The 24,983-nt window shown below is 38.6% G+C and carries 20 protein-coding genes; 18 read left to right on the top strand and 2 right to left on the bottom strand.

Going from position 1 to position 24,983, the window contains the following annotated elements; genetic code table 11:
- Positions 1-721: 721 nt before the first annotated feature.
- Positions 722-1,510 carry a GntR family transcriptional regulator gene (locus CZ487_RS11055; protein ID WP_077212227.1) on the bottom strand — a complete coding sequence of 263 codons (789 nt, stop codon included), beginning with the start codon at positions 1,508-1,510 and terminating at the stop codon, positions 722-724.
- A 331-nt stretch (positions 1,511-1,841) separates the two neighbouring features.
- On the opposite strand from CZ487_RS11055, the gene CZ487_RS11060 reads away from it, so the two are divergent.
- From CZ487_RS11060 to CZ487_RS11105, 10 genes are all read left to right on the top strand, one after another.
- Positions 1,842-3,386 (top strand): class I adenylate-forming enzyme family protein, encoded by a 1,545-nt coding sequence (locus CZ487_RS11060; protein ID WP_077212228.1) that lies wholly within the window; start codon positions 1,842-1,844, stop codon positions 3,384-3,386.
- Positions 3,387-3,472: 86 nt separating this feature from the next.
- Positions 3,473-4,558 carry a TRAP transporter substrate-binding protein gene (locus tag CZ487_RS11065; RefSeq protein ID WP_077212229.1) on the top strand — a complete coding sequence of 362 codons (1,086 nt, stop codon included), beginning with the start codon at positions 3,473-3,475 and terminating at the stop codon, positions 4,556-4,558.
- 96 nt (positions 4,559-4,654) lie between these two features.
- Positions 4,655-5,227, top strand: a complete 573-nt coding sequence (locus CZ487_RS11070) for a TRAP transporter small permease subunit (RefSeq protein WP_077212230.1) — start codon at positions 4,655-4,657, stop codon at positions 5,225-5,227.
- Complete coding sequence (locus CZ487_RS11075) at positions 5,228-6,541, top strand: TRAP transporter large permease (protein WP_077212231.1); 1,314 nt, start codon at positions 5,228-5,230, stop codon at positions 6,539-6,541.
- A gap of 57 nt (positions 6,542-6,598) precedes the next feature.
- The gene (locus tag CZ487_RS11080) at positions 6,599-7,096 is read left to right on the top strand and encodes a PaaI family thioesterase (protein WP_077212232.1); all 498 of its coding nucleotides are present in this window, start codon (positions 6,599-6,601) and stop codon (positions 7,094-7,096) included.
- Positions 7,097-7,240: 144 nt separating this feature from the next.
- Entirely contained in the window at positions 7,241-8,998 is a 1,758-nt protein-coding gene (locus CZ487_RS11085; protein ID WP_077212233.1) for a PucR family transcriptional regulator, read from the top strand.
- A gap of 340 nt (positions 8,999-9,338) precedes the next feature.
- A complete protein-coding gene (locus CZ487_RS11090) occupies positions 9,339-10,898 on the top strand; it encodes an acyl-CoA synthetase (RefSeq protein ID WP_077212234.1) in 1,560 nt (519 codons plus the stop codon).
- 123 nt (positions 10,899-11,021) lie between these two features.
- Positions 11,022-12,110 carry a TRAP transporter substrate-binding protein gene (locus CZ487_RS11095; RefSeq protein WP_077212235.1) on the top strand — a complete coding sequence of 363 codons (1,089 nt, stop codon included), beginning with the start codon at positions 11,022-11,024 and terminating at the stop codon, positions 12,108-12,110.
- Positions 12,111-12,399: 289 nt separating this feature from the next.
- The gene (locus CZ487_RS11100; protein ID WP_077215278.1) at positions 12,400-13,392 is read left to right on the top strand and encodes an NAD(P)H-dependent flavin oxidoreductase; all 993 of its coding nucleotides are present in this window, start codon (positions 12,400-12,402) and stop codon (positions 13,390-13,392) included.
- Positions 13,393-13,466: 74 nt separating this feature from the next.
- Positions 13,467-15,026, top strand: coding sequence for a class I adenylate-forming enzyme family protein (locus CZ487_RS11105; protein ID WP_077212236.1), 1,560 nt, complete (start codon positions 13,467-13,469; stop codon positions 15,024-15,026).
- A 208-nt stretch (positions 15,027-15,234) separates the two neighbouring features.
- Here the strand turns inward: CZ487_RS11105 and CZ487_RS11110 are convergent, their stop codons facing one another.
- On the bottom strand, positions 15,235-17,049 hold the full coding sequence (locus tag CZ487_RS11110; RefSeq protein ID WP_237562863.1) for a SulP family inorganic anion transporter: 1,815 nt from the start codon (positions 17,047-17,049) through the stop codon (positions 15,235-15,237).
- A gap of 407 nt (positions 17,050-17,456) precedes the next feature.
- Here CZ487_RS11110 and CZ487_RS11115 point away from each other — a divergent pair, with 407 nt between their 5' ends.
- The 8 genes from CZ487_RS11115 (at position 17,457) to CZ487_RS11150 (ending at position 24,950) form a co-directional block, all read left to right on the top strand.
- On the top strand, positions 17,457-18,149 hold the full coding sequence (locus CZ487_RS11115) for a GntR family transcriptional regulator (protein WP_077212237.1): 693 nt from the start codon (positions 17,457-17,459) through the stop codon (positions 18,147-18,149).
- 7 nt (positions 18,150-18,156) lie between these two features.
- Positions 18,157-19,029, top strand: a complete 873-nt coding sequence (locus CZ487_RS11120; RefSeq protein ID WP_237562955.1) for an acetaldehyde dehydrogenase (acetylating) — start codon at positions 18,157-18,159, stop codon at positions 19,027-19,029.
- Complete coding sequence (gene dmpG, locus CZ487_RS11125) at positions 19,029-20,033, top strand: 4-hydroxy-2-oxovalerate aldolase (protein ID WP_077212239.1); 1,005 nt, start codon at positions 19,029-19,031, stop codon at positions 20,031-20,033. The genes CZ487_RS11120 and dmpG overlap by 1 nt, the downstream gene beginning before the upstream one ends.
- A gap of 27 nt (positions 20,034-20,060) precedes the next feature.
- Complete coding sequence (locus tag CZ487_RS11130) at positions 20,061-21,110, top strand: TRAP transporter substrate-binding protein (protein WP_077212240.1); 1,050 nt, start codon at positions 20,061-20,063, stop codon at positions 21,108-21,110.
- Between the two features lie 73 nt (positions 21,111-21,183).
- Positions 21,184-21,669, top strand: coding sequence for a TRAP transporter small permease (locus tag CZ487_RS11135; RefSeq protein ID WP_084783221.1), 486 nt, complete (start codon positions 21,184-21,186; stop codon positions 21,667-21,669).
- Entirely contained in the window at positions 21,669-22,940 is a 1,272-nt protein-coding gene (locus CZ487_RS11140) for a TRAP transporter large permease (RefSeq protein WP_077212241.1), read from the top strand. The genes CZ487_RS11135 and CZ487_RS11140 overlap by 1 nt, the downstream gene beginning before the upstream one ends.
- A 74-nt stretch (positions 22,941-23,014) precedes the next feature.
- Positions 23,015-24,013, top strand: a complete 999-nt coding sequence (locus tag CZ487_RS11145; protein ID WP_077212242.1) for a C-terminal binding protein — start codon at positions 23,015-23,017, stop codon at positions 24,011-24,013.
- A 25-nt stretch (positions 24,014-24,038) separates the two neighbouring features.
- Complete coding sequence (locus tag CZ487_RS11150) at positions 24,039-24,950, top strand: dihydrodipicolinate synthase family protein (protein WP_077212243.1); 912 nt, start codon at positions 24,039-24,041, stop codon at positions 24,948-24,950.
- The last annotated feature ends 33 nt before the right edge of the window (positions 24,951-24,983 follow it).

Below are 24,983 nucleotides of genomic sequence, written 5' to 3' on the forward strand. Positions count from 1 at the left end.
TTTTCATAGCTTGAATGAAGACCAAAAGTAACGGTGATTAATCGAGTTTAGGTTTTCATAGCTTGAATGAAGACCAAAAGTAACGGTTGTTAATCGAGTTTAGGTTTTCATAGTTTGAATGAAGACCGAAAGTAACGGTTGTTAATCGAGTTTAGGTTTTCATAGCTTGAATGAAGACCAAAAGTAACGGTGATAGATCGAGTTTAGGCTTTCATAGCCGGAATGAAGAAAATTAAAATGGGTGATTGAGAAGGGGCGGCATTAATCAGGCAGCTGTAGATTCTAACAGCAACCTATCTTATTTGTTGATGAAAACTATCGTAGACTTGAACCAAGTCATAATCAATACTGAAGGCCTAAAAATGAGAATAAAAGTGAGTAGTGCAGGGCTAGCCACCTATTTGTACTGGTTGACCTCTTTATTTACTAGAGCAAAGTCTGCGAATAGGAAATGGTGACACGGTTATAAGATCTGGGACGGTCTAATAAAGAAGCAAATGAACCCTCCCGGCTCTCTGAAAAAACAGTTAAGAATTGGAGAGTACAAAACTAAAAAGACTAGACTCTCATTTTGCTAGGAGAGCCTGGTCTTTTTTTAATCTCGCCGAATGAATTTCAAAAGCTTTTAGCTTCTCGAGATAAAACGTGAAAAATACAAGCGAACAATATTGGGTGTTCACCAAATTATATTCCGGCAAGTTTTGAAACAATTCCAAATAGATTAAGATACAAAAGGTTCGTCTCCATGTTGTCTGCTAGTTTGCTTAAATTGGAAATCTAAATTGTTTTGTTCAAGTTTAAAATAATATTTAAATCTTTCTCCACGCAAAATTCTTTTATGAATAATGGCAGGACTTTCCTCAACATAAAAAACTCGATTGACGGATAATGCTGGTTTACCAATAGAGGTTTCTAAATGCTCCGCTTCGAAGTCATTGATTAAAGTTGGTTCTATCTCTACGATAGAATGAGACAAGTTAAGTTTACATTCATTTTGCAGGACATCGTAAATATTCGTTTTATCTAGTTCTTTTTCAAGAATACCCGGAGCTACTTTTAACGGCAGATATACAGTTTCGATAGCAATAGGCTCTTTATTTACATAAACAACAACACTGTAGATTAATATTTCTGCTGAGGCATTTAATTGTAAAGTATTGAGAATACTTTGTGATACGTGTTTTTCAACTGCTTTATGGATAATCTTAGAACTCGGACGCAGACCCTGTCTTATGGCTTGGCGTACAAAACTCATTTCCCCGATTAGATCCTGAGATAGTTTCGGTTTAGCAACAAAAGTCCCAACCCCTTGTTTTCGAAAAATTAATCCCTCATTCATTAAATCACCTAGCGCTTTTCTTGCAGTTGCTCGGCTGATATTATAGATTTCCATTAAACCTCTTTCAGTAGGTAACTGGTCACCTTCTTTTAACGTTCCATCCCTAATTTGCTCCTTTAGCCGTTCTTTTAATTGATAATATAGTGGAATTATGCTGTTTTCATCTAACATATTTTTCACTCATTTCTTTAGTTATTACATACAAAATAGCCCATTCATATAATCTTATTTTACTGATATTATACTGAAAGTAAATGCTCTTCGGAATATTATGTATTTTCTGAAACATGTTGATATCTATTAAAAATTGAAAAAAGTCTTTTAGATATAGGTAGTTCAAGGAAGATCCTAAGTATACTATATTTAAAAATTTTCAATATTATAAGAATTGTTTGACTCTTCATAAAATTAATATTACACTATTTTTATTGGTACGTACAACAAGATGACCCGACAACAATATGTCCTTAAATACAATAAAAAAAAGGGAGGTTAAAAAAGGATGAGTTACTTTGATGCGGTACCATTGGTGATCACAGACCTGATGTCCCAGCATGCCAAAAATTTTCCTAATAGAGAAGCAGTTATTTTCGAAAGTCAGCGTTATTCGTGGAAGGAACTAAATGAAAGAATAAATGTTGTTGCGAATGCGCTGATAAAAAAAGGGGTGAAAAAAGGGGACAAGGTTTCGGTATTTATGTCGAATATGCCACAAAGCATTGAAATTATGTTTGGGGTAATAAAAGCTGGGGGAGTTCTTGTTCCACTAGCAACAATGATAGAGCCCGATACTTTGTTACATATGATAAAGAATTCAGATTCAAAGATCGTTTTCTTTAGCTCAGACAATATTGAATCTATTAATTATGTAAAAGAGAATCATCAGGTTGAGACCGTAGAAGTTGGCAAGAAAGGTTCGGGAAGCTACGAACAGTTTATCGCAAACGTGTCAGCCGAAGAGCCTAATATAGAATTAAAATTTGAAGATGATTGCATAATTCTATACAGTTCAGGAACAACAGGTGTTCCAAAAGGGATCCTACACACGCACTATTCCCGATACATGTTTGCTACGAGATTGGCAATCAGCAACGGATTTACTCAAGAGGCCATTACACTGCTTACAACTCCTTTATACACGAATAGCACTTGGGCACCGATGCTTCCTACATTAGCTGTTGGGGGAACAATTATTGTTATGAAAAAATTTAGCCCGGGTCGTTTTTTAGAAATCAGTCAAAAAGAAAGACCTACGCATTCGGTTATGGTTCCAACTCAATATTACATGGTTCTTAATCATCCAGATTTCGATCAATTTGATGTCTCGTCATTTAAACAGCTGATTTCGGTAGCTTCTCCTCTGCATAAACAAACAAAATTAGAAATCCTGACGAAATTCAACTGTAAATTTGCGGAGCTATATGGTTTGACAGAAGGGCCTGGGACAATGCTTTTCCCTGATAATGTCCTGGAAAAACCAGATTCTGTAGGAAAGCCGTACTTTGGAACAGATATTCGGATTATTGATGAAGAGGGAAAAGAGCTTCCTAAAGGAGAAGCAGGAGAAATTGTGGGCCGAGGCAGCGTTCTGATGAAAGGCTACTATAAGCTTCCGGAAAAAACACAGGAGGTCATATGGTATGACGAAAATGGCAGGAAATATTTAAGAACAGGGGATATGGGCAAGTTGGATGAAGATGGTTTTTTATATATTTTAGGCAGGAAGAAAGACATGATCATCTCAGGCGGGTTAAACATTTATGCAGCTGACATTGAAAACGTTCTGTCAACTCATTCAGACGTTGCTGACTGTGCTGTCATTGCGGTTCCTCATGAAAAATGGGGCGAGACACCGCTTGCACTTGTGGAACTTAAGGAAAATGCTGCTGTGACAGGACCTGAGTTAAAAAGCTGGGTTAATGAACGAGTAAATAAATTTCAACGGGTAGCTGACGTGGAAATAGTTCAGGCATTCCCTCGCAATCATCTTGGAAAAATCCTCAAAAGAGAGCTGCGGGAGAATAGAAGTCAGATGATCAAGCAATAATTTTTTTCGACTGGTATTTGGTTGTAAGTATTGATAACGTTTGCAAAAGATTTTTAATAATTAACTCAATGATGAGGGGGAGAAAAATGAGAAGTAGTAAAAAACCAATCTTAAAGTCTATGACACTATTATTTTTCATGGTAATGACGCTGCTGGTGCTTGCTGCATGCGGTGGAGGTGGAAGTGCTACAACAGGCGGCAATTCAGAAGGTGAGGAAGTTCAAGAAGAAAAAGTCTACAAATTAAGAATGAATTCGCAAAATGCTCCACCAACCGATAAAGAATCATCTTCATATATTGCTCAAGAAGGATTTAAAAAAATGGTGGAAGAAAGAACGAATGGACGAGTAGAGGTTGAGCTCTACTATGCTAACCAATTGGCTGGCCAATCAGAATCATTAGATGCACTTTCTCGCGGTACCATTGATATGCAAGTAATTACTCCAGTTGCATGGGCTGATAAAATTCCTGAGAGCAATTGGTCATCTATACCATTTGGCTGGAAGACTGAGGAGGATTTGCACTATCTTCTCCGTGAATCTGGGCTTGGAGATTTATACGAGGAAGCACTTAATGAATATGGCATAAAACCATTGTTCTATTATCACAGTTCTTTAGCTGGTTATTTTTCCAATGTGCGCATTGCTGAACCTGCCGATATGAAAGGTGTGGTTATGAATACTCAGGGTACCTTAAAAGGAGATTTCTATAAGAAAATGGGAGCAGGTATCGCTAATATCCCATTCTCAGACTACTATGAAGGTTTATTACGCGGCACGGTCGATGCTGTTAGTTTCCCAACCTATGCAGTAGAAACGTATAAACTTGGAGAAGTAGCAAAATATTTAATCGTTCCAGGTGAAGTTTCTCCTGCTATGGGGTTAATTACGATCAATCAAGAGAAATGGAATCAACTTCCAAGTGATCTTCAAGATATTATCATGGAGGTATCAATGGAGATTGAACAACAATCAATGGTTGCTTCTAAAAAGCTAACGGATAAAGGGATTAACTATGCGAAGGAAAATGGCGTGGAAGTGGTTGAATTATCTGATGAAGCACGTAAGGAATTTGTAGATATCGCCAAGGAAACATATTGGAAAGCGTTTGGAGAAACAAATGATAGAACAAAGAAAATGGTAGAGATTTTAGAGGCTAATTCAGAAAAATAATATTTAGAGGGTAAATACATCCATTAATAAAGGCCCTGCAAAGCAGCGGGGCCAAGCTTTTTTAACGAGTCCTGATAGGTAAGGAGGATTAGTAACATGAAGAGTATTTTCATAGGATTTAATAACATTGTCACCAAAATTAATAAAGCAATGGTATATATTACGGGGATATTTGTTTTATTTATGAGTATTATGCTGACGATTGATGTGCTGCTTAGATATTTTTTAAACTCACCAACAGGCTGGGCTTTTGATTTGGCGACTTGGGGTACGGGGCTAGTAGGACTGGTACTGGGAGGATATGTAATGTCAATAGGCAAGCATGTACGGGTCGATTTCTTTTTTGAGAAGTTTTCCTTGAGAGTACAAAGTATTATTGACATGATTAGTGCATTATTTCTGTTCCTCATCGTTTTCTCCTTTGTGTGGCTAGGATTCGATTATGTCACACATTATTACAACATTGGTGCAGTATCAACTGGAGGTACTCAAATGCCTTTATGGGTACAATGGTTAATTATTCCAATAGGGGGATTATTAATTGGGCTCCAGGGGCTTAGTAAATTTATTGAAGATATCTATATCATTATCACAGGAAAGAAACTCTATGATACTGATGGAGTTACTGTAACCGGTAGCAATTCTGTCGGCAGCGGGGAGGTAGTATAGATGGATATCGCTTTAGTTGGAACTATATTATTTGGATCATTGGTATTGTTTATGGCTTTAGGTATTCCTGTAGGGTTCACGATGGGTGGTATTTCTCTAATTCTTGGTTTTGTTTTTTGGGACGGATTGCCGAGTATTGATGGTTTTGTATTAGGATCTTACTCAAAAACAACACAAGCAGTTTTAACTGCATTGCCATTATATATTTTTATGGCAGCCATCCTTATGTACAGTGATTTAGCTGATGATTTGTATGAGGTGGTCTACCGTTGGTTTGGTGGTGTGCGAGGCGGTTTGGCCGCGGGAACTACTTTTATTTCGGCTGTATTTGCAGCGATGGTTGGGGTTGTATCTGTTTCAACTGCCACACTTGGAATGGTGGCTCGGCCGTCGATGTTAAAGCGGGGCTACGATGATAAACTAACACTCGGTGTTATCATGGCAGGGGGAACTTTAGGGATCCTTATCCCTCCAAGTATCGTTATGATTGTATTTGCGTCAGAAGCAGAGGTTTCCGCAGGTGCCCTATTTATGGGTGGAGTGATTCCTGGGATCGTTGCAGCTACTTTATTCATGATCTATGCCTATATTGTCTGTTTATTAAATCCAGAAAAGGGACCTGCCATTCCAAAAGAAGAACGGTTCACTTGGAAAGAGAAGTTTGTCTCCCTTAAAAGCGTAATCATTCCACTAGCGGTTATTATTGTAGTTCTTGGTAGCATCTATTTAGGAGTAGCCACTCCGACAGAAGCAGGAGCCGTTGGTGCTGTAGGTTCTTTAGTGGCTGCAGGTGTTCGAAGAAAATTAACGCTGCCAAACTTAAAAAATATGTTTTTAATGACGGCAGAACTACTTGGACTCATATTCTGGATTTTAATTGGAGCAGTTGCTTATGCCAGGATTGTTTCTGTAACAGGAGTTGGTCAGGCTTTTGCCGAGTTAATTACGGGTGTCGATTTAAATCGCTGGTGGATATTAATCTTTATGATTATTTTCTTCCTAATCATTGGAATGTTTATTGATACGGTTGCGGCTTTATTAATAACAGCTCCATTTTTCATCCCGGCTCTGCATGCGATGCAGTTTGACTTAGTATGGTTTGGGATTATCTTTGTTATAGCTTGCTGTGTTGGAAACTTGTCACCTCCATTTGGTGTCAGTCTTTTCATCATGAAAGGTGTAGCAGAAGACGTCAGCATAAAGACCATCTATTCAGCTGTTTGGCCATTCGTTGTCCTTCTGCTCCTTTCTATGATTATCGTCATGATCTTCCCGCAATTGGTTACATGGCTGCCAGAGGTTATGAGAAATTAAACCTGGAACGCTACGATAGCGGGTTTTAAAAAAATTATATCTAGGGAGGTGAAATCTATGAATGAGAAACTAACTGAAAAATTTCATCAATTTTTACTTGATGCCACAGAGGAAGAAACCATAATCCTAGAGCATGTACTGGATGGAGTGAAACAGAAGAGAGTTAGCAAACAAAGCACGATTAATGCGTTTCTTCAAATGAAGCGGGAGTTTCATGATAATAGCTGTGAAATCACCATACCTTTAACACAAATCAGCAACAACAATAAAAATATTCTCCACGGTGGAGTGACAGCTGCCATTATGGATGAGACAATGGGGAGTTTGGCACATAGTCTGCTTCCGGAAGGATATTCCGTAGTTACAACACAATTGAACATAAATTACCTTGCACCTGGAGTAGGGGATTACGTTACTTGTCAGTCTAGAATGGAACATAAAGGTGCAAAAACCATGGTATTGTCGGCAGATGTATTTCGTTCAGATGGACAAAAGATTGCCCACGCTACAGGCAGTTTTTTTGTAATAAACTCTAGCACATACATTCAAAATTAAGGTCCTTCGAATTGATATATAGAAGCAGGGGATGCTATATTTTAATAGAGTTATATATATAGTAGAAAAATGCTGTTCCACCTTCTTAGCTGGAACAGCATTTTCATCTGCAGCAAAGAAACCGTCTGGTGGGGAGTTGAATCTATGGATATCCGGAAAACCGAAAAGATTGTTAAAAGACTAGAACACCAGCTCCGTAATACCTCACGCCAATTAGTGAATTTCAAGACGGAAGAAGAAACATTGCAATACTTATCAGATTCTTTTCGTTTAGAGCTTTCTGGTGACTTCGTTGGGATTATTATGAAAGAGAGCGAAAAGTTTTGTTTGAAAGTATGGAGTGGTGAATCTATTTCGTTAACCACTGCTTTTCCGATGGAAATCAATCAATGTTCTCCAAGTTTAATGGAAAAAACGATAACGTTTGCTAGGGCTGATGAAGACTGTGAAATTACTGCTATTTTAAAAAAGGAAAAAGTGCCTACATGGTTTACGTTCCCGTTAAAAAATGAGTTAAACCTTTTTGGATTTTGTATTATTGGCTTTTTTCAGGATGTGACGCTATACCCGGAAATGGGAAAAGTCTTTGATGAATTTGGGAAAGATGTAGCCATTGCGATGCTATATCAGAATGAAAAGAACCATAAGCAGAATCTACATCTTTTATTAAATTATCAGCAGGAGCTTTTGAAGGAAACGGTAGTAGGAAATGGATTGGATGGGATCACCGACAAGTTAGGTGAGCTTTTTTCAAAGTCTGTATTAATACTTGATCGGTTCCTAAGACCGATTTCATTCAAACTCATGAATTTAGACAAAGATCTATTTGATGAACTGGTAGAACTTGCAGCCTATGAAGTTACGGACGTACTGTCAAAAAGTAATGAAACTAAACCTGATCAATTAGTCGATAGAAAAATGGCTGTATGGCCTATCAATGGCGGCGGAGATTTATTAGCGTATCTTGCTGTTGACGTCACGAATGAAAAAATGGATGAATATCATCGTTTGAGTATTGATGTTGCCCGAAATATTTATTCCATCCAATTTATTAAACAAAAGCTTGTTTTAGACACGAAAGAGCAAGTAAAGGATAGCTTTATTAATCAATTATTAGTTGAAAAAATAATCGATGAAGATAAAATCATCCAATATGCAAATTTATTTCATTGGGATATCTATCGTTCCAACTGTGTGGCTGTTGTTTTTATAGTTGTTGGGGATAAAGAGCAATCCATGAATTTACTAGAACAAGAAGCACATAAATCATGGCTTTGGGAGCAGTTGAAATCTCAAATCTTACTTACAGATCCCGAGATTTTAATAGCGAATAAAGAAGGCGAGTACATACTAATCTCACCAGCTCATAAAAGCTCGAAAGCATACTGGTCGAAAGTTTATGAGAATTTTAAAAAAACGGTGGAAACGAACAGTAATAATAGTAAGGTTTTTTTAGCAGCAGGTGGAAAAACGACAAAGCTATCAGAGTATTATGATAGTTATCTGCAGGCTGTTAAAGCTCTAAACGTTGTAATGCATCGTTATAAAGATATAGGATTTGCCCTATTCGACGAGTTGGGTGCCTATACCCTGCTGCAGCAATTAAAAGATGAGCAAATGGCCAAAATTTTTGTGAATAAACATCTGCAGCCATTGCTTCAATACTCTGAAGGGAAAACGATGGATTTGTTTCATACACTTCAAGTTTACCTTTATCACAATGGAAATATTAAGGAAACATCGGAGGAGTTATATATTCATAGAAGTACTCTCCTCTATCGGCTTGAAAAGATTGAAAGCTTAATAGAAGTTGATTTGAACTATTCTGAGCATCGATTTGTCTTGATGATGGCCTATAAATTATACGATTTATTTTATGAAAAGGGTGTTTCTTTTTCCTAATATGCAAAAAGGTATGGCAGTGTGCCATGCTTTTTTGTTTTTTGTACTTTATTTAGGAAAATTTAAAGATTGTTTCCTACATGATGAGGGTACAGCGTATTTAGGCAATGTTTTATAATTGAAAGATGGAATATTTAGAATAATTAATCAATTGATAAAAGATGTATTAGGGCGGTAATCAACTTTGAACTGAATGGTCCCGGCCACCGGGTTGATATCCGCAATTTTCAAGATTTTAGGACCAATAAGAGTAGTACTTTCATCATATGAATCTTTAAAAAAGATTCAAAGGAGAGCACTAATATTTAAAGGTAAGGTTTTTCATTGAAAGGGGATTTATATGGATCAAAAATTAGTATCAATGTCTCAGCAATTACTTATCGGAGAAGCCTTAAAATATGCTGCACATATTGTTCCAGAACGAGAAGCCTTTGTCTACGGGGATCTCAGGTTCACATATAAAGACTTTCTTGATCGAGCTTCGCATTTAGCGGGATGGCTCCAATCACATGGGATTGCAAAAAATGACAAGGTGGGCTGCCTCTTTAAAAACGGAATGCCTTTTGTTGAATTATATTTTGGCACAAGCTTATGCGGAGGTGTTTTTGTTCCTGTAAATTTCCGACTCGTCTCGAAAGAAATTGACTATATTGTTAATCAGTCAGATATTAAAATCCTGTTCGTCGAGGAAGAGTTCATTGATAGATTAACCCCAATAATTAGCAAACTATCAAAAGTAGAAATGATTGTATTAGTGGGATGTTCAGACTTTGACCTTGGAATAGGCTTTGTCACTTATGATTCTATTTACGATACTCCTGTAAACTTTCAACAAAAAGAACTTCAAGATGATGACGCCCATGCCATTATTTACACCTCTGGTACGACAGGTAAACCAAAAGGAGCTGTCTTAACGCATAAAAACTTGTATACAAATGGATTAAATAAACTCTATCATTCAAATTTGAGGAAAGATGTAAGGCAGATTGTTAGTGCTCCATTATTTCATGTAGCGGCACTATCGCAGCTAGTACAAAATTGTTTAGTAAAAGGGACAATACATTTACACCGTGATTTTGAACCAGAAAGAATTTTAACAACCATTCAAAACGAAAGAATCAACTCGGTGGGAATGGTCCCTGCAATGTGGAACTTTCTATTCCAGGTACCAAATTTTCAAGACTACGATGTTAGCTCAATAATGTCATGTTCCATGGGAGGAGCGATTTGTCCGCTAGAATTAAAGAAAAGAATCATGGCAGTCTTTGAAAATGCCGAAATTCTTGAATCGTTTGGACAAACAGAAATGAGCCCAGCTACAACGTACTTAACTGGGGAGGATTCATTGCGGAAGACAGATTCAGTTGGCAAACCGGCTATAAATGTACGGGTTCGCGTTGTTGATGATGTAATGAATGATGTTCCAATAGGAGAAATTGGAGAAATAGTCTATCAAGGACCGACTACCATGAAGGAATACTATAAAAATCCGGAGGCAACGAAGGAGGCTTTTAAAGGGGGCTGGTTTCACAGCGGTGATTTGGTCCGAGTGGACGAGGAAGGCTTCATTTATGTTGTAGATCGTAAAAAAGATATGATTATTAGCGGTGGCGAAAATATCTACCCAAAAGAAATAGAAGAAATTTTATATAGGCACACAGACATTTTGGAGGCTTCGGTAATTGGAGTTCCTGATCCTGACTGGGGTGAGAGTGTCAAAGCGTGTATTGTGATGAAGCCCGACAAGCAACTGACAAAAGAACAAGTGATTGAATACTGTCAAAGGTGGCTTGCTTCCTATAAGAAACCGAAGCTTGTTGATTTTTTGGATTCTTTGCCTCGAAATGGAGCTGGCAAGGTATTAAAGACGGTGTTAAGGAATGAAAACTATCAAAAATAACGGTATACACGACTAAGTCCCGTTCTAACAAAGCGATACTCTATGAGGAATCCGCCTATTTGTAAGTGTTAGTTTTCAATTTTTAAAAATAATATTTTTTTACTTTGAGAGGGAGGTTAAATAATGAATACAAATCGATTCTTAAAATTAAGTCTAGCTTTGGTTTTTATGCTTTCTCTTCTATTGTTGGGTGCTTGCAGCAGCGGCAGCTCTAGAAGTGAATCAACAGGAGGAAGTTCTGATGAGGGGAAAGCCGAGGAAAAAGAAGAAAAAATCTATAAATTAAGGATGAATTCCATGAACGCACCACCGACAGATTCAAATACATCATCATATTTGGCTCAAGAGGGATTTAAGGAATTAGTAAAAGAAAAAACTAATGGAAGGGTAGAAATTGAGATATTCTATGCCAATCAGTTGGCTGGTCAGTCAGAGTCATTAGACGCACTCTCCCGCGGAACCATTGATATGCAAGTCATTTCACCTGTTTCATGGACTGATAAAATTCCTGAGGGAAACTGGAACTCGTTACCATTTGGATGGAAGAACGAAGAAGAGCTAGTCTATTTGATCAACGAGTCCGGACTTGGTGACTTATATGCAGAAGCATTAAATGAATATGGAGTGAAACCTTTATTTTACTATCAGAGTTCTGCAATGGCGTTTCTCAGCAATGTTCGAATTTCAGGACCAGAAGATATGAAAGGTGCCATTGTGAATACTCAAGGTACTTTAAAAGGAGATTTTTACAAGGCAATGGGTGCCGGTATTGCCAATCTGCCATATGCGGAGTACTATGAAGGTTTATTACGAGGTACGATCGATGCCGTTAGTTTTCCTGCCTATACATTGGATACTTATAAACTGGGTGAGGTTGTCAAATATGTGACAGTCCCTGGGGAGCTTTCCCCTGGTGCCGCTATGATAGCTATCAGTCAATCAGCGTGGGACGAACTTCCAAGCGATCTCCAAGATCTTGTTATGGAGGCAGCAAAAGAAATTGAGCAGCAAACTATTGCTGCGTCGAAAGCCTATACAGAGCACGGTATTGAGTTCGCAAAAGAAAACGGGTTGGAAGTAGTAGAGTTGTCGGAAGAAGCTCATAAAGAATTTGTAGAGATTGCTAAAGAAACGTATTGGCGGGGATTTGCAGAAACGAATGAAAGAACGAAGAAAATGATCGAAATAATTGAAGAAACGCAAAATAATTAATCTTACTGTTCAATAGTAGATATCTAAAATAATTAGTGTGGCCCTGCAATATGGCGGGGTCATACTTGTGCTTATCAACTTATTAATTTATATATATCTTCTATTTTGGGTCATTTACTGTGAGCATCTTGTGCTTTTAATACATAATGTTGAAAAAACGAATAAAGTTTCCTACATGGTGATGGTACAGAATATTCAGCGAATCTTTTATACTCTAAATATAGTAAATAGTAAAACTACTTTTTATGCAGCAAAATCGAATGGAAATTATCGAATGGGGGAAAAGAACATGTCAAATATTCCATCAATACTTCAAGGGTTACGGATTCCCGTAATCGCCTCACCACTTTTCATCATAAGTAATCCTAAACTAGTTATTGAACAATGTAAGGCAGGAATAGTTGGATCCATGCCAGCACTTAATGCAAGACCTGCTTCTCTGCTTGATGAATGGCTGGCAGAAATTACAGAGGAGCTTGACGCCTACAATGCAAAAAATCCAGAACGTCCGGCAGCACCATTTGCGATTAACCAGATTGTACACAAATCCAATGAACGGTTAGAACAAGACATGGAATTGTGTGTAAAGTATAAGGTACCGCTGATTATTTCTTCTTTAGGAGCACGTAAGGAAATATTTGATGCAGCTCACAGCTATGGGGGAGTCGTTTTACATGACGTTATTGATAATAATTTTGCACACAAAGCGATTGACAAAGGCGCAGATGGTTTAATTGCTGTTGCTGCAGGAGCGGGCGGCCATGCTGGCGAGAAGAGCCCGTTTGCTTTAATTCAAGAAATCCGTGAGTGGTTTGATGGACCACTTGCTTTGTCAGGATCGATTGCAAACGGCAGTTCCATTTTAGCAGCTCAAGCGATGGGCGCTGATTTTGCTTATATCGGCTCTCCGTTTATTGCTACTCATGAAGCAAATGCATCAGACCAATATAAGCAAACCATCGTTGACAGCACGTCTGAAGATATCGTTTACAGCAGTCTCTTCACAGGGGTGCGTGGAAATTATTTGAAACCATCTATCCGGAACGCAGGATTGGATCCTGATAATCTGCCAGAAAGTGATCCATCTAAGATGAATTTTGGTTCAAATGCGGTGAAGCCATGGAAAGATATATGGGGCAGTGGTCAGGGAATTGGTGCGATCACGAAAGTCACAAGCACAGCGGCCTACGTAGACAAGCTTTATCAAGAGTACTGCGATGCAAGGAAGAGCTTGTTAACCAGGTCTGCTGATTACTCTTTACAATCCCTGCAATCCTTATAATCCGTATACATCTAAAAATAGGGGGGCGGCCAAAGTGCCCCTTTTTTTACAACAAAAAGAAGAGGGAGATTCAAATGGGTCAAGAATTAGTAAAGATGTCTCAACAATTACTTATTGGGGAAGCTTTAAAATATGCTGCACACAATGTACCAGATCGAGAAGCATTTGTAGATGGCGATACGAGATTAACTTATCGTGAAATTCTTAATCGAGCTAAACATCTAGCAGGCTGGCTCCAATCACAAGGAATTGCAAAAGATGACAAGGTTGGTTGTATCTTGAAAAATGGAATGCCTTTTGCCGAATTATATTTTGGTACTAGTCTAAGCGGGGGTGTTTTCGTTCCTGTAAACTTCCGTCTAGTCTCTAAAGAGATCGAATACATTATTAATCAGTCAGATATAAAAATTTTATTAGTTGAGGAAGAGTTTATTGATAGAATCACCCCAATTATTAATCATCTTCCAAAAGTAACAATGATTGTTACGGTTGGAGCTCCAGACCTTAACCTCGGTAAAGATACTATCACTTATGAATCGATCTACCATGCTGCTGCAAACCTTCAAAACGTAGATCTTAATGATGATGATGCACACGCCATTATTTACACTTCTGGTACGACAGGTAAACCCAAGGGAGCTGTTTTAACGCATAAAAATTTGTACGTAAATGGATTGAATCGGCTTTATCATGCTAATCCAAGGAGAGGGATTAAGCAGATTGTTAATGCTCCATTGTTTCATGTTGCGGCATTGGCGACACTTGTACAAAATTGTTTATTAGAAGGAACCATTCATTTACAGCGTGAATTTGATCCTAAAGTTGTTTTGGAAACGATTCAAAATGAAAGAATTAACTCAATGTTCATGGTCCCGGCGATGTGGAACTTTCTGTTTCAGGTGCCTAATTTTGAGGAATATGATGTTCGTTCAATGGTTACATGTGCAACGGGAGGAGCCATCTGCCCTTTAGAGATCAAGAAAAGAATCATGGAAGTCTTTGAAAATGCTGAAATTCTTGAAGCGTTCGGACAGACGGAAATGAGCCCGGCTGCAACTTATTTAACCGGGGACGACTCACTAAGAAAGACCGACTCCGTAGGAAAACCTTCTATTAATGTAAGAGTTCGCGTTGTCGATGATGAAATGAATGATGTGCCTGTTGGAGAAATAGGGGAAATTGTCTATCAAGGACCAACTACCATGAAGGAATACTATAAAAATCCAGAAGCAACGAAGGATGCTTTTAAAGGGGGATGGTTCCACAGCGGCGATTTGGTCCGCATGGATGAGGAAGGCTTTATTTATGTCGTAGATCGTAAGAAAGATATGATAATAAGCGGAGGTGAAAATATTTACCCAAAAGAATTAGAGGAAGTTTTATATGGTCACCCAGATATTCTCGAAGCCGCGGTAATTGGAGTTCCTGACCCTGATTGGGGTGAGAGTGTCAAAGCATATATTGTCATGAAGCCTGGAAAGCAGTTGACAAAGGAGGAAGTGATTGGATACTGTCAAAGTTGGGTAGCTTCCTATAAAAAACCAAAGCAAGTTGAATTTTTGGACGCTTTGCCTCGAAATGGGGCTGGAAAGGTCCTAAAGACTGTGTTGAGGACTGAAGTATATCAAAAATAAGGATATATCCTATAAAGAAAGGGCCTGTTCCCGGCAGAGTAAAGAGTTACTGCAGCGGGAATAGGCTCTTATCAATTAGGCGCCAGACCGTAAAATGTCTTTCATTCTTGAGTATACAAACAAGCTTTGAATTTTGGATGCAATTAAAGGCCCAACTAACTTTCAAGATAGTTGGGCTTTTCCAAAATCTCTGAGGTTTTTCCTCAAATCAAATCTGATAATCAAACACATCCATGTATGACTTTTGTGGCTTTTTATAGTTGAAGCCTTTTTCTTTTAGTAACTTTTCTAAATTTAAGTTAATCGATTCTTTGTAGTTGGTCCGCCACACTGCCTTATTGACTTTATCACGAATCGATCCTTTCATATTTGCAAATAGGCAAGTGATTTTTTCTTCATCCTGGTAATACTCAATTAGTTCACCGAGCGTTTCAACGGAGATCGTGTCGATGTCATTTACGGCGATCATGTCCATGATCAAATAGCGAGTTTCTGGTTTTTGACGAAGAAATCCTCTGATTTTTTCATCTAAAACAGAGCTATTGGCAAAGTGAAGGGATGAATCGATTCGAATCAATAATACGTCATCTAACGTATTGGCTTCTGGATAGCGACTAACATTTCGAAAAGCTTTCTTTGCTTCTACATATCCTAACTCAACCACATTGAGTCGTGTACTATTCATTAAAATCAGCATTAGTGTAAAAATAGAGCCCAAGAGAATACCCCACTGAATTCCTACCAATAACGTAATCGTGAAAGTCGCGACCCACGTCCAGCCTTCAAAAGGATTTACTTTAAACAAATGTCTCATTTCACTTATATCAACTAATTTATAAACCGATACGACGATAATGGCAGCGAGTACTGCACTTGGTAAATAATAGAAGAATGAAGTAAAGAAAAGAATCGTAATCAGGACAAAAATGCCAGTAATGACAGATGTTAGCTGGCTCACTCCACCAGCTTCCTTATTGACAGCTGTCCTTGAAAAACTGCCGCTTATCGGGTAGGAGTGGAAACAAGCTCCAATGATATTTGCAATCCCTAATGCCTTCAATTCCTGGTTAGGATAGATCTTATATTTTGCCTTTCGTGCCACTGCTTTAGCGATGGCAAGCGACTCCATAAAACTTAGGATCGCAATGGTTAAGGCCATAGGCCATAGCATTCTGAAGGTGTCGAGAGAAAGGGCGGGCAGGGATAATGTTGGAAGGCCGTTCGGAACACTCCCAACAATTCGCACCCCTTTATCATGTAAGTGAAAAAAGGATACAAGGATAATGGATAAAATAACCAGAAGAAAAGGACCAGGTATCCCTTTTATTTTTTTTAATCCAAGAAGCATCGCAATACTTCCTGCTGCGATCATAACCGTGTATGGATTTATTTCCTGGACATGATTAATGAGTTCGAACAATAGAAGGTGGACTTGTAAACGATCAGAAATCTCTACACCAAGCAGATGCTTAAACTGACTTGCTCCAATGACGATCGCAGCAGCTGATGTATACCCGCTTAATACAGAATGAGGGATGAATTTTACAATAAAGCCTACTTTTAAAAGTCCAAATAAAAGTTGTATGGCCCCTACCATGATGGTTAGAGCTAAAACAAGTGAGATATAATTCGTTGATTGTGGTTCGGCATACACTGAAACTCCTGTAAAAACAAGTAAAGAAGTGGTTGCAACAGGACCAATCGATAAATGCCTTGAAGAAGCAAACAAAGCATAGATAAATAACGGGATCGTCGAAGCATATAATCCCATGACAGGTGGAAGGCCGGCCAGCATGGAATAAGCCATCCCTTGGGGGACGAGCATGATAAAAATGGTTAAACCGGCTATCATATCATGTTGGATATTCCTTCGATTAAGTTGTGGTAGCTGGCTTGGCAAATGTATCGATTTGTTGTTCATTGTGAATCCTTTCCAAAGATTGTATTCTAGGTATCTATTATCATTTCGTTCGGTGGCTGGATAAAAAATGATGATTAATACCATGTTCTGAGATAACCTCATCTATTATCCACAAGCTTGCACTATCTACATAATAGCATGTCTTATTAGACTAGTTAATAGGTTGTGGTTTTAAATTGTTTGAAATGTGTCTATACCCAGTGCAGACAATGAAACGTTCTGTATGAGTTTTGCCACCTTCAAAAAAGGGCCCCCCCGGTAGAGTAAAGCGTTACTGCCCAGGGGAACGGGCTTTTTTTGTCTTATTCGGTATTTAAAAGTCACCTAAACACAACAATTTTTACAAAAAACGACATTTTTCAATAAACATAATTGTGAAATATTTCACTAAGGAGTAAAAAATCTTAAAATCTATTAAATTTAGAAAAATTTAAAAATACTATTGACGTATAAAGCGCTTTCAATGTATATTATAAACAGTTAACTGTTAACACTTTGGAGTTGGGACTATGTATAACACGAAAATTGTCGATAAACAGAAGATGGGTGATCAAGTTCTTAATATTTTAAGAAGAAGGATCATGCTAGGAGAAATTAAGGCAGGAACTCATTTGAAGGAAACTGTTTTATCAAAGGAATTTGGAATCAGCCGAGGGCCGATTCGGGAGGCAATGGTTCAACTTGAAAATGAGGGACTTGTTTCGACACCGCCAAACGGCAGAACGACTGTTGAGGGTTTTTCAGAGAAGGATATTGAGAATTTGTATAATCTCAGAATTAACATTGAAAAATATGCCATCTCGCAGTTAACTCCTGAAGCGATTGAAAAGGGAGAGGCCGAACTGATGCAATATGTGGATGTGATGTCTGCGGCATTGGAACGAGGGGAACGCGAAGTCGAGGGAGATTTAAGCTTTCACTTTCTATTAGTAAAGTTGACTGAAAATAAAAGCTTAATTCAAGCATGGAAAGCCTTGAGCGGTCTAATCAAAACGCTGATTCAAGTAACAACAGATTTCACAATGGCCAAACAAATTGTCGTCATTGAGGAACATACGAGTATGGTTCAGTGGCTCAAATCCCAAGAAATTGAAAAAGCTCAAAAGGAATTAGAACAACATTTGCTTGCTGCTAGAGAATTTTATAAAAGCGCAGTAATTCAATTAAGAGAGGATGACATAACAAGTGACGAAAAAAATTAATGTCGCAATGATTGGTTCTGGAAACATTGGAACAGATTTAATGAAGAAACTATTAAGAAGTGAAGTGCTTAACCCTGCTGTCATGATTGGGGTAGATCCACAATCACAAGGTTTGGCTTTAGCGAGAGAAAATGGAATCAAGACTTTTGATTATGGAATTAAAGGACTTGAAGAAAATCCAGAGCTTGCGGATATCGTCTTTGATGCAACTTCTGCAAAAGCACATCTTGTACATGCAGAAATCCTTAAAAAGCTTGGTAAAAAAGTGATTGACTTAACACCAGCTGCTGTTGGACCGTACTGTGTTCCAGCTGTAAGTCTTGACGAAGAAATGATCAATTCACATGATAATGTAAACATGGTTACATGTGGTGGGCAAGCTACTGTGCCAATTATGAAAGCGATTTCTGATGTAGTGCCAGTTGAGTATGGTGAAATTGTTGCTTCGATTTCAAGTAAAAGTGCAGGTCCTGGAACAAGACAGAACATTGACGAATTCACAGAAACAACGGCAAATGCACTAGAAAAAATCGGCGGAGCAAAGAAAGCGAAAGCACTAATCGTGTTAAATCCTGCTGATCCTCCAATTTTAATGAGAAATACAGTGTTTGCTAAATTAGAAGGAAACTATGAAGGTAAAGAACAAGAAATTAACGATTCTATCTTGAAAATGGTAGAGGTCGTAAAAGAGTATGTACCAGGCTATCATTTAATGTCAGATCCAGTCATCAAAGATGGAGTTGTAAAAGTATTTGTGGAAGTTGAAGGTCTTGGAGATTATCTTCCAAAATATTCTGGAAACCTTGATATTATTACATCTGCAGCTGTTCGTACCGCAGAAGTAATCGCAGCATCAATGCTTGTAAAGGAGAATGCATAATGACTAAAAAAATTACTATTAATGACGTAACACTTCGCGACGGAATGCATGCAATTTCTCACCAGTATACAAAAGAACAAATTGCTGAGCTTACTAGATTAATAGATGAAGCTGGGGCAGATATTATCGAAGCGACACATGGTGATGGACTTGGCGGAAGCTCTCTTCAGTTCGGTTTTTCAAAAGAAACGGAGTCCGATATTATTTCAACAGCAGTAGCTAACGCAAAGAATGCAAAAGTGGCGGTCCTTCTTTTACCAGGAGTTGGAACCATTGATGATTTGAAAAATGCTCGTGATTTAGGAGCTTCCGTTGTACGTGTGGCAACACACTGTACAGAAGCTGATGTTTCTGAGCAGCATATTAAAGCAGGACTTTCTCTAGGAATGGACACTGTCGGATTCCTAATGATGTCACACAGAACAACTCCAGAAAACCTTTTAGAAGAAGCAAAGAAAATGGAGTCTTATGGAGCACAAACAGTATATGTTGTTGACTCTGCAGGGGCTTTAACAATGGATGGCGTTCGTCGAAGAGTATCACTTTTCAAAGAGAATTTAAATGTAGAAATTGGATTCCACGCTCATAACAATCTATCACTTGGAATTGCCAACTCAATCGTAGCGATTGAAGAAGGTGCAACAAGAATTGATGGAAGTCTTGCAGGAATGGGAGCTGGAGCTGGGAATGCTGCGCTCGAGCAATTAGTAGCAGTAATGAATAAATTAAACATTCCACATAATATGGATCTTTATAAAACAATGGATGCTGCAGAAAACGTCATGAAACCGATGATGGTTAGACCAGTACAAATCGATCGACTAAGCTTAACTCTTGGCTATACGGGAGTATATTCTTCCTTCTTATTATTCGCAGAACGCGCTGGTAAAGAATATGGGGTAGACCCACGAGACATCTTAACAAAAATTGCAGAGATGGGCGCTGTTGGCGGACAAGAAGACTGGATTATCCCAGTTGCACAAGAATTAGCTAAGAGTAAATAAATATAAACAAAAAGGGGAGTGTCAATTATGAAAAAAAGAAATCTTTTTCTAGCGGTTTTACTCGTATTATCCGTATTATTGGCAGCATGTTCTAAGCCGCCTTCAAGTTCAGAAGGTGCGAGCAGCAATGGGGGTTCAGAAGGTGAAGCAGAGGCTGAGTCTTATGTAATTAAAATGGGTCACGCGGCGTCGCAAGATCACTTTGCACAGGATTCTGCTGAAAAGTTCAAAGAGTTAGTTGAAACAAACAGCGATGGCAAAATCACAGTTGAAATCTATCCGAATGGTCAGCTTGGCGGGGAAAGAGAAATGGTTGAAGCAATTCAGCTAGGCAACTTAACAATGGCATTTCCTTCTTCAGCTGTATTGGTAGCGTTCTCACCTAGCATGGCAGTTTGGGATTTACCGTACCTATTTAAAGATCATGAAACAGCACACAGAGTATTAGATGGAGAAGTTGGACAAGAAATTCTTGACTCTCTTTCTGATAAAGGCATCAAAGGTCTAGTTTACTGGGAAAATGGTTTCCGTCACTTAACAAATAATAAGGGACCCATTGCAAATGTTGACGATATGAAGGGTCTTAAAATTCGTACATTAGAAAGTCCAATGCAAATTAAATTCTGGTCTGCTACTGGAGCTAACGCAACTCCAATCGCATTTACAGAACTTTATGCAGCATTACAGCAAGGAACAGTTGATGCACAAGAAACACCACTTTCATTAATGTATTCTATGAAATTCTATGAAGTTCAAAAGCATCTTTCACTTACTGGTCACCTATATTCACCATGGCCAGTACTAATCAACCAGAACTTCTATGACAGCCTTCCAGAAGATCTTCAAAAGGTTGTTATGGATGCTGCAGTTGAAACAAGAGATTATAACAGACAATTGTCTCAAGAAGATGAAGCTGCATCACTTGATCTGTTAACAGGCGAAGGAATGGAATATACAGAATTAACAGATGAGCAAAAGAAAGGCTTCCAAGAAGCAATGAGCACTGTTTATGAAGATGTTAAAGCAGAAGTTGGAGCAGACATTTTTGATAGATTGATGGAAGATGTAGGATTGTAATGACAAGATTTAAAGGAGGAGCATTGAAAAATGCTCCTTTTTTAGAAAAAATGTAGAGTTTGGGGGGAATGGGATGGCCATCATTAGAAATATCGATCGTTACTCCGAAAAGTTAATCATTGCTCTTTTTATGATCACAATGACCGTGCTAATTTTCTTACAGGTCGTTTCAAGATACGTTTTTGGAGATTCCATTACGTGGACAGAAGAACTATCACGTTATTTATTTATTTGGCTTATCTTTTTGACAATAGGGGTAGGTTTTAAGGAAAACAAACATATAAGCATTGATATTGTACTAGATCTGTTACCAAAAATTTTACAAAAGTTGATCAGACAGATTACTTATTTATTAGTGTTTGTCGTCGCGGCTCTATTCGTTTGGGAAGGATATGTTCTTGTAATGCAAATGCAAATGTTTGGACAAACATCTGCTAACCTAAGATTGCCTATGTGGTGGGTATATTTATCCTTGCCGGTGGGGTTTTTCTTGTCCACGATTAGACTAATTCAAGCTTCCATCAATTTATGGATGCACAACAGTGAGGAGGGAAGCTGATGTCGCCAGCGATCTTTTTATTCGCCAGTTTAATAATTTTCTTGTTGTTATCTGTACCAGTTGGATTTTCTCTTATTCTAGCAAGTGTGCTTACGATCCTCATGACAGATATTAATTTACCTTTCAATTTAATTACCCAAGTACTGATTACTGCGAACGATTCATTTCCTTTAATGGCCATCCCGTTCTTTATTTTAGCTGGAGACATCATGGGGAAAGGTGGAATTTCGCAAAGACTGTTTAAAGTAGCCAATTCATTTGTAGGGCATTATACTGGTGGATTTGCGATTGCTGCCATCCTAACTGCGATGTTTTTCGCTGCCATCTCCGGATCTGGTCCGGCAACAGTAGCTGCGATTGGTTCAATTATGATACCAGAAATGGTAAAAAGAGGGTATGACAAAGCATTTGCCACTGCCGTTGTAGCAGCAGCAGGTACGATCGGAATTGTTATTCCTCCGAGTATTCCAATGGTTATTTATGGTGTATCTGCAAACGTTTCAATTGGAGATATGTTCTTATCCGGAATCATGCCAGGTGTCCTGATGGGACTTGGATTAATAACTTGGGCAGTTTTATATGCAAAGAAAAACAAGTTTGAGAAAAGTGCAAAAGCAAATATGAAAGAACGCCTGCAAGCGATTAATGAAGGTAAATGGGCGTTATTAATGCCGGTTATTATTTTAGGTGGGATTTACGGCGGGATTTTCACGCCAACGGAAGCTGCTGTCGTCGCGGTTATCTATGGTTTCATTTTAAGTATGTTCGTATACCGTGAATTGAAATGGAAAGATCTTATCAAAGTAACAATGGATTCTTCCATTACAACAGGTACAATTATGATTATTGTTGCTGCAGCAGCTATTTTTGGAAGAATACTAGCATTAGAGCAAATTCCAAATCAAATTGCGCAAGCGGTAACGTCGATATCAGACAACCCTATTATCTTTTTACTAATCGTGAACTTGCTGTTAATTGTTGTAGGTTCATTTATGGAAACCATTGCTGCGGTGATCATTTTAACACCGATTCTTCTTCCGTTAGCAACTGGTTTAGGGGTAGATCCAGTTCATTTTGGAATTATCATGATTGTGAACTTGAGCCTTGGTTTTATCACACCGCCGCTAGGGTTAAACTTATTTGTCGCTTCTGGTATCTCGGGTCTAAAAATAGAGCAGATCGTCAAAAAAATCATGCCGGGCTTTTTAGCGCTAATCCTAGTTTTATTGATTATTACCTACGTCCCTGGAATATCATTAATTTTTCTATGATAACTAGAAAGGCAATTAGTGTTTCCTAATTGCCTATCTATCGTATATCTAATCGTTTTTTAGGAGGAATTCAAATGGAAAAGACTTTTAAAATTACGCTAGTTGACCATGAGTGGGATGATTTAAGTATTGAGGAGCATTGGATTAACCAACGATCCATCGAGGGAAAACCAATTGAATTTCAAGTTTTACAAACAAAAGATAAGGAAACGATTATCGAAAACGTCAAGGATTCAGATGCAATCCTTGTGTTGTATGCGGACATTGATGAGGATGTCCTAAAAGCAGCAGAGAATGCAAAAGTCATTTCCCGATATGGAATTGGCGTGAATATGATTGATGTAGAGGCAGCGACTAAGCTTGGCAAAATGGTAGGAAACGTCAATGATTATTGTATCGACGAAGTTTCTGACCACGCACTAGCGTTTATTTTATCAAGTGCCCGCAGATTGTTTGATTATGATAGACAAACGAAGCAAGGCGGCTGGGATTTCAAAAAGGTCCAGATTCCCTTAAGAGCTTCTGATGCAATTGTTGGTCTAGTTGGCTTTGGAAAAATTCCGGTAAGATTAGCTGAAAAACTGAAAGCCATTGGTTATCAAGTGATGGCGTATGATCCGTTTGTTGATCGTGAAGCAATGGCACAAAAAGGTGTGGTAAAAGCTGAGCTGCATGAATTAGCAGCCAGCAGTGATTTCATTTCCGTGCATGTTCCATTGATTGAACAAACGCGGCATTTAATTTCCACAAAAGAATTTGCGATGATGAAAAACACGGCCTATATCATTAATACGGCAAGAGGGCCAATTATTGATGAAGAAGCTATGATTTCCGCATTACAAGAAGGCAGGATTGCTGGTTGTGGGTTAGATGTGACTGAAACAGAACCACTTCCACAAGATCATATTCTACGTGAGATGGATCAAGTGATTTTGAGTCCGCATGCCGCTTGGTATTCGGAAAAAGCTTTCATTGAAATCAGAGAAGGTGCAATCGGCAATATTTTGGATGTGTATGAAGGGAAAGAGCCGAAGTATTTGGTTAATAAAAGTGTATTAAGCCAAAAATGTTGATTTTTCTAAAATGAGGAGGGGTTTTATGGCGACTAGTGAGGTTTTATTCAAGGGGGTTATCCCACCGGTATCCACGATTTTTAATAGCTCGGGGGAATTTGACCGCGAGGGAATGGGAAAGTTAATCGATTTCCTTATTGAGTCAAAAGTGGACGGGCTGTTTTTCCTAGGTACTGGCGGCGAATTTAGTCAAATGACCCTTGCAGAGAGGAAAGAGATCACCGAATTTTGCGTGAATTATGTGGATGGGCGGCTGCCTGTGTTAATTGGAACAGGAAGTCCGAGCACGCGTGAGGTGATTGACTTAAGTTTACATAGTAAAGAGGTTGGGGCAGATGGAGTGGTAGTCATTAACCCATACTACTTGCAGCTTTCGGAAGAGTTTCTTTTCGAACACTACAGTGAGATTGCCAGCTCTGTAGATTTACCGATTGTATTATATAACTTCCCGCAGCTAACGGGGCAGGATCTGTCGCCTGATTTAGTACTGCGCCTAGTTGACGCTCATTCCAATATTGTGGGCATTAAAGAGACAATCGATCTAGCGGGGCATATACGTGAGATGATTCTAAAGGTAAAGTCTAAGCATCCGCATTTTTCTGTGTTGGCAGGCTTTGATGATCACTTATTGAATACCTTGTCTCTTGGAGGAGACGGAGTGATCCCAGCAACGGCCAATTTTGCTCCGCAATTAACCGTCGGCCTATATGCGGCGTTTAGAAACAACGATTTCGAAAAAGTGATGGAACTGCAGAAAAAGGTAGCTCATTTACCATTGCTGTACAAAATCGCTACACCATTTGTCGGCGTTGCGAAAGAAGCTATGAAAATGGCAGGACTCGATGTATCTACAAAAGTACTGCCGCCTGTCCGCGACCTGAACAAAGAACAACTCGGTGAAATACAAGCCATCCTAAAAAAACTAGACATCATCTAAAATCAGGTACCAGGTACCACCCGTGGACAAATT

Source organism: Robertmurraya dakarensis (genome assembly GCF_900156875.1).
Lineage (GTDB): Bacteria > Bacillota > Bacilli > Bacillales > Cytobacillaceae > Robertmurraya > Robertmurraya dakarensis.

Coding starts and splice junctions, on each gene's coding strand:
- CZ487_RS11080 (WP_077212232.1), top strand. CDS start 6,599: ATGAATGAGAAACTAACTGAAAAATTTCATCAATTTTTACTTGATGCC.
- CZ487_RS11075 (WP_077212231.1), top strand. CDS start 5,228: ATGGATATCGCTTTAGTTGGAACTATATTATTTGGATCATTGGTATTG.
- CZ487_RS11150 (WP_077212243.1), top strand. CDS start 24,039: ATGGCGACTAGTGAGGTTTTATTCAAGGGGGTTATCCCACCGGTATCC.
- CZ487_RS11110 (WP_237562863.1), bottom strand. CDS start 17,049: ATGAGGTTATCTCAGAACATGGTATTAATCATCATTTTTTATCCAGCC.
- CZ487_RS11140 (WP_077212241.1), top strand. CDS start 21,669: ATGTCGCCAGCGATCTTTTTATTCGCCAGTTTAATAATTTTCTTGTTG.
- CZ487_RS11085 (WP_077212233.1), top strand. CDS start 7,241: ATGGATATCCGGAAAACCGAAAAGATTGTTAAAAGACTAGAACACCAG.
- CZ487_RS11095 (WP_077212235.1), top strand. CDS start 11,022: ATGAATACAAATCGATTCTTAAAATTAAGTCTAGCTTTGGTTTTTATG.
- CZ487_RS11120 (WP_237562955.1), top strand. CDS start 18,157: ATGATTGGTTCTGGAAACATTGGAACAGATTTAATGAAGAAACTATTA.
- CZ487_RS11090 (WP_077212234.1), top strand. CDS start 9,339: ATGGATCAAAAATTAGTATCAATGTCTCAGCAATTACTTATCGGAGAA.
- CZ487_RS11145 (WP_077212242.1), top strand. CDS start 23,015: ATGGAAAAGACTTTTAAAATTACGCTAGTTGACCATGAGTGGGATGAT.
- CZ487_RS11135 (WP_084783221.1), top strand. CDS start 21,184: ATGGCCATCATTAGAAATATCGATCGTTACTCCGAAAAGTTAATCATT.
- CZ487_RS11070 (WP_077212230.1), top strand. CDS start 4,655: ATGAAGAGTATTTTCATAGGATTTAATAACATTGTCACCAAAATTAAT.
- dmpG (WP_077212239.1), top strand. CDS start 19,029: ATGACTAAAAAAATTACTATTAATGACGTAACACTTCGCGACGGAATG.
- CZ487_RS11065 (WP_077212229.1), top strand. CDS start 3,473: ATGAGAAGTAGTAAAAAACCAATCTTAAAGTCTATGACACTATTATTT.
- CZ487_RS11060 (WP_077212228.1), top strand. CDS start 1,842: ATGAGTTACTTTGATGCGGTACCATTGGTGATCACAGACCTGATGTCC.
- CZ487_RS11115 (WP_077212237.1), top strand. CDS start 17,457: ATGTATAACACGAAAATTGTCGATAAACAGAAGATGGGTGATCAAGTT.
- CZ487_RS11055 (WP_077212227.1), bottom strand. CDS start 1,510: ATGTTAGATGAAAACAGCATAATTCCACTATATTATCAATTAAAAGAA.
- CZ487_RS11130 (WP_077212240.1), top strand. CDS start 20,061: ATGAAAAAAAGAAATCTTTTTCTAGCGGTTTTACTCGTATTATCCGTA.
- CZ487_RS11100 (WP_077215278.1), top strand. CDS start 12,400: ATGTCAAATATTCCATCAATACTTCAAGGGTTACGGATTCCCGTAATC.
- CZ487_RS11105 (WP_077212236.1), top strand. CDS start 13,467: ATGGGTCAAGAATTAGTAAAGATGTCTCAACAATTACTTATTGGGGAA.